This is a genomic window from Mycobacterium sp. (assembly GCF_046095365.1).
Classification (GTDB): Bacteria; Actinomycetota; Actinomycetes; order Mycobacteriales; family Mycobacteriaceae; genus Mycobacterium.
In genome coordinates, this window is record NZ_JBJTJF010000050.1 from 66350 (window position 1) to 75436 (window position 9087).

At 70.2% G+C, this 9087-nt stretch carries 5 protein-coding genes and 1 pseudogene; 5 read left to right on the plus strand and 1 reads right to left on the minus strand.

Annotated elements, in window-relative coordinates; all coding sequences use genetic code 11:
* Positions 1-56 precede the first annotated feature (56 nt).
* The 5 genes from ACKOQ4_RS03730 to ACKOQ4_RS03750 all read left to right on the plus strand — a co-directional run bounded on the left by ACKOQ4_RS03730 (position 57) and on the right by ACKOQ4_RS03750 (position 8129).
* Positions 57-1496, plus strand: a complete 1440-nt coding sequence (locus ACKOQ4_RS03730; protein WP_526288937.1) for a GuaB1 family IMP dehydrogenase-related protein — start codon at positions 57-59, stop codon at positions 1494-1496.
* A 127-nt stretch (positions 1497-1623) separates the two neighbouring features.
* The gene (locus tag ACKOQ4_RS03735) at positions 1624-2979 is read left to right on the plus strand and encodes a CNNM domain-containing protein (RefSeq protein WP_526288939.1); all 1356 of its coding nucleotides are present in this window, start codon (positions 1624-1626) and stop codon (positions 2977-2979) included.
* Positions 2972-4024: a CBS domain-containing protein gene (locus ACKOQ4_RS03740; RefSeq protein WP_526288941.1), complete on the plus strand. Its 1053-nt coding sequence runs from the start codon at positions 2972-2974 to the stop codon at positions 4022-4024. Before ACKOQ4_RS03735 ends, ACKOQ4_RS03740 begins: the two co-directional genes overlap by 8 nt.
* Positions 4025-4121: 97 nt before the next feature.
* Positions 4122-6290, plus strand: coding sequence for a malate synthase G (locus ACKOQ4_RS03745; protein WP_526288943.1), 2169 nt, complete (start codon positions 4122-4124; stop codon positions 6288-6290).
* Between the two features lie 15 nt (positions 6291-6305).
* Complete coding sequence (locus tag ACKOQ4_RS03750) at positions 6306-8129, plus strand: vWA domain-containing protein (RefSeq protein ID WP_526288945.1); 1824 nt, start codon at positions 6306-6308, stop codon at positions 8127-8129.
* A 37-nt stretch (positions 8130-8166) separates the two neighbouring features.
* Here the strand turns inward: ACKOQ4_RS03750 and ACKOQ4_RS03755 are convergent.
* Positions 8167-9087 (minus strand): annotated as a pseudogene (locus ACKOQ4_RS03755) (glycine dehydrogenase (aminomethyl-transferring)); the annotation flags it as partial.

Below are 9087 nucleotides of genomic sequence, written 5' to 3' on the forward strand. Positions count from 1 at the left end.
GCCGCGGGACTTCCGCGTCTGCTCGCGCTGCGGGGCGGGGCCGTTAGGCTCAGCAGGTGCGCTTCCTCGACGGTCACCGTCCCGACCACGACCTGACCTACAACGACGTCTTCATCGTCCCCAACGGTTCGGAGATCGACTCCCGTTTCGACGTCGACCTGTCCACCTCCGACGGCACCGGCACCACCATCCCGGTGGTGGTGGCCAACATGACGGCGGTGGCGGGCCGGCGGATGGCCGAGACGGTGGCCCGCCGCGGCGGCATCGTGGTGCTCCCCCAGGACCTCCCCGCCGACGCGGTGCGCCAGACCGTCGACTTCGTCAAGAGCCGGCATCTGGTGGCCGACACCCCGGTCACCCTGGATGCCGAGGACTCGGTCTCCGACGCGGTCGCGCTCATACACAAGCGCGCGCACGGCGCGGCGGTGGTGGTCGACCCGGCCGGCCGGCCGATAGGGCTGGTGACAGATGCCGCCACCGTCGGTGTGGACCGCTTCGCCCGGGTCCGCGACGTCGCGCTGACCGACTTCGTCACCGCGCCGCTGGCCACCGAGCCGCGCCGGGTCTTCGAACTGCTCGAACACAACCCGGTCGGGGTCGCGGTGCTCACCGCGCCGGACGGCTCGCTGGGCGGGGTGCTCACCCGTACCGGGGCGGTGCGGGCCGGCATCTACTCCCCCGCCGTCGACGCCGGCGGACGACTGCGGGTGGCTGCGGCCGTCGGCATCAACGGCGACGTCGCCGCCAAGGCCGCAGCACTGGCCGAGACCGGTATCGACGTGCTGGTGATCGACACCGCGCACGGCCATCAGGTCAAGATGCTCGACGCCATCAAGGCGGTCGCTGCCCTGGGCCTGGACATCCCGCTCGTGGCCGGCAATGTGGTCTCGGCCGAGGGAACCCGGGACCTGCTGGCCGCGGGCGCCTCGATCGTCAAGGTCGGAGTCGGCCCGGGCGCCATGTGTACAACTCGGATGATGACCGGAGTCGGCCGTCCGCAGTTCTCGGCCGTCCTCGAATGCTCCTCGGCGGCAAGGGAACTCGGTGGCCATGTCTGGGCTGACGGTGGCGTGCGTCATCCCCGCGACGTCGCGCTGGCACTGGCCGCGGGCGCGGCGAATGTGATGATCGGGTCATGGTTCGCCGGCACCTACGAATCGCCTGGGGATCTGATGTTCGACCGTGACGGCCAGCCCTACAAGGAGAGCTACGGCATGGCCTCCAAACGGGCGGTCGCCGCCCGCACCTCCGCCGACAGCCCGTTCGACCGCGCCCGCAAGGCGCTGTTCGAGGAGGGCATCTCCTCATCACGGATGGCGTTGGACCCCGCCCGCGGCGGGGTTGAGGACCTGCTGGACCACATCACCTCCGGGGTGCGCAGCGCCTGCACCTACGTGGGGGCCGCCACGCTGGGCGAGCTACACGGACGGGCGGTCCTCGGGGTGCAATCCGGGGCGGGGTTCGCCGAAGGCCACCCGCTGCCCGCCGGCTGGTGACCCGGCGCGGATTGCCGACCCCGACGCCGCTGCGCGCGGCTAGGATTGGAACTCTGTTCTGCGAGCGGGAAGGGGTCGGCGTGCCGCAGGCCCCGAATGAGATCTTGGTGCGGCGGACGGAGCGCGGGTGAGCGTCGTCTCCGTCCTGCTGAGCCTGCTCGCCTTCGCGCTGCTCACCGCGGGCACCGCGGTGTTCGTGGCCGCGGAGTTCTCGCTGACCGCCCTGGAGCGCAGCACCGTCGACGCCAACGCGCGCACCGGCGGCCCGCGAGACCGCATGGTCCAGAAGGCCCACCGCACGCTCTCGTTCCAGCTCTCCGGCGCCCAGGTGGGCATCTCGATCACCACCCTGATCACCGGCTATCTCGCCGAACCGGTCATCGCCCGGCTGATCGCCCCGCTGCTGACGGCCGCCGGGGTGCCGGGCTACTGGGTGGACGGGGTGGCGCTGGTCCTGGCCTTGCTCATCGCGACATCGGTGTCGATGGTGTTCGGCGAACTGGTGGCCCAGTACCTGGCGATCGCCGTCCCACTGCCCACCGCACGCGTCGTGGCGGGCCCGCAGGTGTTCTTCTCCGCCGCGGTGACCCCGCTGATCCGGCTGACCAACGGCGTCGCCAACCGGGTCCTGCACCGGTTCGGCATCGAACCCGCCGACGAACTCAGTTCGGCTCGCTCGCCGCAGGAACTGGTCTCCCTGGTCCGCACCTCGGCCAAGCAGGGCTCGCTGGACCAGCCCACCGCCAACCTGGTGGACCGGTCGCTGCTGTTCGGCGCCCGAACCGCCGAGGAGTTCATGACCCCGCGGTCCAAGGTCGTGTCGCTCGATGCCGACGACACCGTCGCCGAACTGCTGGAGAAGGCGCGCCGAACCGGCCACTCCCGGTTCCCGGTGACCCGCGGCGATCTCGACGAGACCGTCGGGGTGGTGCACATCAAGCAGATCTTCGCCATACCCCACGCCGAACGGGTGGGCACCAGGCTCGGCGCTCTGGCACTGACCGTGCCGGTAGTCCCCTCGACACTGGACGGCGACGCGCTGATGGAGGAGATCCACGGCAATGCCATGCACACCGCCCTCGTCGCCGACGAGTACGGCGGCATCGCCGGCGTGGTCACGGGCGAGGACCTGATCGAGGAGATCGTCGGCGATATCCGCGACGAGCACGACGAACTGAATCCCGAAGTTGTCAAAATCACCGGCGGGCACCGGGTCTCGGGCCTGCTCCGGATCGACGAGGTTGCCGATTCCACGGGTTTCCGCGGCGCCGAGGGCGACTACGAGACCATCGGCGGCCTGGTCATGCATGTTCTCGGGCAGATACCGGCCGAAGGCGACTCCGTGGAACTCACCGCCTTCGAGCCCGACGCCCTCGACCACCCGCAGCGCTGGCGGGCCACCGTGGTCCGGATGGACGGACGCCGGATCGACCTGCTCGACCTGGTCAAAGTCGCCGTACCGGAGGGGGGCAACGGTGGGTGAGTTCTTCGCACTGATCCTGACAGTGCTGCTGATCGCGGCCAACGCCTTCTTCGTCGGCGCGGAGTTCGCGCTGATCTCCGCTCGCCGCGACCGGCTGGAAGCGCTGGCCGAACAGGGCAAGCGAAGCGCCGTCACGGTGATCCGCGCCGGTGAGAACCTGGCGGTGATGCTGGCCGGCGCACAGTTGGGCATCACCATCGGTTCGATCATCCTGGGCCGCGTCGGCGAGCCCGCGGTGGCCCATCTGCTTGAGCCGGTGTTCGACCTGTTCGGAGTCCCCGTCGCGGTGGTGCACACGGTGTCCTTCGTGGTGGCGATCACCGTGGTGGTGATCCTGCACGTGCTGCTCGGCGAGATGGTGCCCAAGAACATCGCGCTGGCCGGGCCGGAGAAGGTCGCCATGCTGCTGGTCCCGCCCTACCTGCTCTGGGTCAAGGCAACCCGGCCGGTGATCGCCGTCTACGACTGGTGCGCACGCTCCGTCCTGCGGCTGATGGGCGTCCAGGCCAAGACCGAGCTGGAGAACACCGTCTCCATGGTGGAACTCGCCGAGATGATCGCCGAGTCGCGCTCGGAGGGTCTGCTCGACCCCGAGGAGCACATGCGGCTGTCCCGGGCGCTGCAGATCCGCACCCGGGCGGTGGGCGATGTCGGCATGCCGCTGGCCGGCATCAGGTCGGTGCCCGTCGCCGCAGCTGGCAGCGGCCCGAGCGTCGCCGCCATCGAGGCGGCCCTGGCCGAATCCGGTTACTCCCGTTTCCCGGTGACCGACACCGGCGGCGGCTTCATCGGGTTCGTCCACATCAAGGACACCCTGGATCTGATCGACCACCCCGGCGCGGCGCTCGCCGCCTCCTCGGTGCGCTGGCTGCCGCGGTTATCGGCTGCCATGCCGCTGGCCGAGGCGATGTCACGACTGCGCGACACCAACAGCCACCTGGCCCTGCTCACCGCCGAGGACGGCGCGGTGTGCGGCATGGTCACACTGGAGGATCTGGTAGCGGACCTGGTCGGAACCGTTCGCGACAGCGCCCACCGGCAGTAGGACCCCGGCGCAGCGCCGGGAGGCACTCCGCCGCCGGATAGGATCAGACGACCCTGTGGACAGCCGACGTGCGCGAGGGATTACGCGGGAGGATTGGATGACGAACCGGGTGGTCGTGGGCAATCTGCGAGTCGCACAGAGCCTCTACGACTTCATCACCGACGAGGCCCTGCCGGGCACCGGCGTCGACCCCGACAGCTTCTGGGCCGGCGTGGACAAGGTGGTCGGTGACCTCACGCCGCGCAACGACGAACTGCTGGCCCGTCGCGACGACCTGCAGGCCCGGATCGACAGGTGGCATCGCCAGCGCGTGGTGGGGGGTTTCGACGGCCCCGACTACCGCCGCTTCCTCGCCGAGATCGGGTATCTGGATCACGAGCCCGCGGACTTCACCATCACCACATCCGGCGTGGACCCGGAGATCACCTCCACGGCCGGACCGCAGCTTGTGGTGCCGATCCTCAACGCGCGGTTCGCGCTCAACGCCGCCAATGCCCGATGGGGCTCCCTCTACGACGCGCTGTACGGGACCGACGTCATCAGCGAGGAGGGCGGCGCGGAGCGCGGCAGCGGCTACAACACCGTCCGCGGCGAGAGGGTTATCGCCTACGCCCGGCGCTTCCTCGACGACGTCGTGCCGTTGGTGGACGCCAGTTATCGCGACGCCACCCGCTTCCTGGTCGAGGACGGCCGCCTGGAAGTGGGTCTGGCCAACGGCGATGTCACCGGCCTGGCCGAGCCGGCTCTGTTCGCCGGCTTCACCGGCGACCCGGCCGACCCGGCCTCGGTGCTGCTTTCCCACCACGGACTGCACATCGAGATCCTGTTCGACCGCGAGTCCCCCATCGGCTCCACCGATCCGGCCGGGATCAAGGACGTCGTGCTGGAGTCCGCCATCACCACGATCATGGACTTCGAGGACTCCGTCGCCGCGGTCGACGCCGAGGACAAGGTGCTCGGCTACCGAAACTGGTTGGGACTCAACCGTGGTGACCTGGCCGAGGAGGTCAGCAAGGGCGGCAGGTCTTTCACCCGGGTGCTCAACGCCGACCGTGGCTACACCGCCCCTGACGGTTCGCCGCTGACTCTGCCGGGCCGCAGCCTGCTATTCGTGCGCAACGTCGGACACCTGATGACCAACGACGCCATCATCGACGCCGACGGCCGCGAGATCTACGAGGGAATCCAGGACGCCCTGTTCACCAGCCTGATCGCGCTGCATGGCCTGGGCGGCCAGAACAGCCGAACCGGATCGATCTACATCGTCAAGCCCAAGATGCACGGCCCCGACGAGGTGGCCTACACCTGCGAGCTGTTCAGCCGGGTCGAGGACGTACTGGGGCTTCCGGCGAACACCATCAAGGTCGGCATCATGGACGAGGAGCGGCGCACCACGCTGAACCTCAAGGCCTGCGTGAAGGCCGCCGCCGACCGGGTGGTGTTCATCAACACCGGTTTCCTGGACCGCACCGGTGACGAGATCCACACCTCGATGGAGGCCGGCCCGATGATCCGCAAAGGGGCCATGAAGACCCAGCCGTGGATCCTGGCATACGAGGACCAGAACGTCGACGTGGGCCTGGAGACCGGCTTCTCGGGGCGCGCACAGATCGGCAAGGGCATGTGGGCGATGACCGACCTGATGGCCGACATGGTGGAGCAGAAGATCGCTCAGCCCCGGGCCGGCGCCACCACGGCCTGGGTGCCGTCGCCCACCGCCGCCACCCTGCACGCCATGCACTACCACTACGTCGACGTGTATGCGGTGCAGCGGGAACTTGCCGGACGGTCCCGCGCCGGCATTGATGACCTGCTGACCATTCCGCTGGCCCGCGGCGACCTGGCCTGGTCGACGAAGGAGATCCACGAGGAGGTCGACAACAACTGCCAGTCGATCCTGGGCTACGTGGTGCGCTGGATCGACGCCGGGGTGGGCTGCTCGAAGGTGCCCGACATCCACGATGTCGCGTTGATGGAGGACCGCGCCACCCTGAGGATCTCCAGCCAGCTGCTGGCCAACTGGCTGCGCCACGGTGTGATCACGGCCGACGACGTGAAGTCCAGCCTGCGGCGGATGGCGGAGGTGGTCGACGAGCAGAACGCCGGTGACCCGGACTACCGGCCGATGGCCCCCGACCCCGACGGCAGCATCGCCTTCCAGGCCGCCCAGGAGCTCATCCTGTCCGGCGCCGCGCAGCCCAGCGGGTACACCGAGCCGATCCTGCACCGGCGCCGCCGCGAGTTCAAGGCGAGCCTGGGCCGGTAGGCGGGAGAGTCACTGATGGGCAGGCACAGCATCCCGCAGGGGGAACCCGCCGAGGATTCCTCCGGTCCGCCGTCCGGGCGGATACCGAGGAGCCGCGGCGACTGGCAGGGCCGCCGGCGCCGGGAGGACGGCGCCCGCCGGGGAGTGAGCCTCGGCGTGATCGCCGCGCTGGTCGCGGTCGTGGTGCTGGCCGGGGGATTCGTCCTGTGGCGGTTCTTCGGCGACGCACTGTCCAGGCGGTCAACCGACGCGGCGAGTGAGTGTCTGCATGGGACCGCGAACGTCGCCGTGGTCGCCGACCCCTCGATTGCCGACGCGATCAACACCTTTGCCGAGCGGTTCAACGACGAGGCCACGCCGGTCGGCGACAAGTGCGCGAACGTTGTTGTCACACAGTCCGATTCGGACTCCGTGCTCAACGGACTGACCGGCTCCTGGCCTGCTGAGCTCGGCGAGCGCCCGGCCCTGTGGTTACCCGCGAGTTCGATCCAGTCCGCCCGGCTACAGGCCGCCGCCGGCAAGGAGGTGGTCAGCGACGCCCGTTCCCTGGTCACCTCGCCGGTGCTGCTGGCGGTCCCGCCCGAGCTCAAGGCCACCTTGGGGCAGGACGGCTGGGCCGCACTGCCCGGACTGCAGTCCGATCCCGCAGCGCTGGATGGCCGCGGCCTGGCCGGCTGGGGCGCGTTGCGACTGGCCCTGCCGACGACCGGTTCCGCCGACGCCGCCTACCTGGCAGCCGAAGCGGTGGCGACGGCGGCGGCGCCACCGACCACACCCCCCACCGCCGGACTCGACGCGGTGCGCACCCTGATCGCCGGGCAGCCACGACTTCCGGACAACACCGCCGACCAGGCCTGGCAGGCCCTGACCGGTCCGCAGGCCCCGGCCGCGGCCCCGGTGCACGCGGTGGCCATGACCGAACAGCAGTTGTTCTCCCGCACGGCCGGCATGGGAGATGCCGCCGGCACCGTCGCGGGGTGGCTGCCCGCCGGCCCGGTCGCCGTCGCCGACTACCCGACCGTGCTGATGTCCGGGCCGTGGCTGGCCGAGGAGCAGGTGGCCGCGGCCAGCGAGTTCGCCCGTTTCATGCGCAAGCCGGGGCAGCAGGCCGATCTGGCCGAGGTCGGCTTCCGGGCGCCGGACGCCGAGTCCGGCCCGGAGGCCAACGGCGTCGTCGACTTCCCCGAACTGGCCGCCCCGGTACCGGCCGGCGACGATCAGACCCGCGCGGCGGTGGCCGCGGTGATCAGCCCGGCGGCGGGCGGGACCACGACCATCGTCCTCAACGAGGGCCTCACCGGCGACGAGGCGGGCCGGCCGCGACTGCTCAACGTCACCGCCGCTCTGCGGGATCGGATCAATGCGCTGCCGCCCGACGCCGCCGTGGGGTTGTGGACCTTCAACAAGATCGACAGCGGTGCGGTGGTTCCGACCGGCCCGCTGGGTGACCCGCTCGGGCCCCAGCCCCGCGCGGCGGAGATCGCCGGGGTACTCGATGCGACGACACCGACCAGCGGCGGCGGCCTGTCTTTCACCACTCTGCGGGCAGCCTACGGAGATGCCCTGCTCAACTATGTTCCCGGGCAACCGAACTCGGTGCTGGTGATCACCCAGGGCCCGCACACCGACCGCACGCTGGACGGTCCCGGATTGCAGGACTTCATCAGGAATTCCCAGGACCCCGACCGCCGGGTGGCCGTCAACGTCATCGACTTCGGCGGCGATCCGGATCGGCCGACCTGGGAGGCGGTGGCGCAACTCACCGGCGGCAACTACCAGGAGGTGCCCCGCTCGGACTCCCCCGATCTGGCTGCGGCGATAGCGCGGATGCTGTCCTGAGCCCGGTCGGGCGCGGACGGCAGGCGGCCGCCGGCGGTTACGCGAAGGCTTCGACCGGCGGGCAGGAGCACACCAGGTTACGGTCGCCGTAGGCGCCGTCGATGCGCCGCACCGGCGGCCACACCTTGGGCCGGAATCCCTTGCCCAGCGGGTAGGCGGCCTCTTCGCGGGTGTACGGGTGGTCCCACCGCTCGGTCAGGAGACACTCCGCGGTGTGCGGGGCGTTGCGCAGCGGATTGTCCTCGGCCGGCCACTGACCGGAGCCCACCTTGTCGATCTCGGCGCGGATGGCGATCATCGCCTCACAGAAGGCGTCCACCTCGGCGAGGCTCTCGCTCTCGGTGGGCTCGACCATCAGCGTGCCGGCCACCGGGAAGCTCATGGTCGGCGCATGGAATCCGTAGTCGGCCAGGCGCTTTGCCACATCGTCGACCGTGACGCCGGTGGCTTTGGTGATGGGCCGCAGATCCAGGATGCACTCATGGGCCACCATGCCGTTCTCTCCGGTGTAGAGAACCGGGTAGTACTCGTCGAGGCGGCGGGCGATGTAGTTGGCCGAGGCGATCGCCGCCAGCGACGCCTGGCGCAGTCCCTGAGGCCCCATCATCCTGATGTAGGCCCACGTGATCGGCAGGATCGACGCCGAACCGTAGGGTGCGCCCGACACCGGGTGCCCGTGCGGGAGACCGGGTGCGACGCGATGACCGGGCTGGTCGTCCGCCAGGTGCGCGCCCCCCGCGACCGGCCCCACCCCGGGGCCGCCCCCGCCGTGCGGGATGCAGAACGTCTTGTGCAGGTTCAGGTGCGAGACGTCGGCACCGAACTTCCCCGGCTTGGCAAGACCCACGAGTGCGTTGAGGTTCGCACCGTCGACGTACACCTGGCCGCCTGCCTCGTGCACGGCCGCGCAGATGTCACCGATGGCCGTCTCGAAGACCCCGTGCGTGGACGGGTAGGT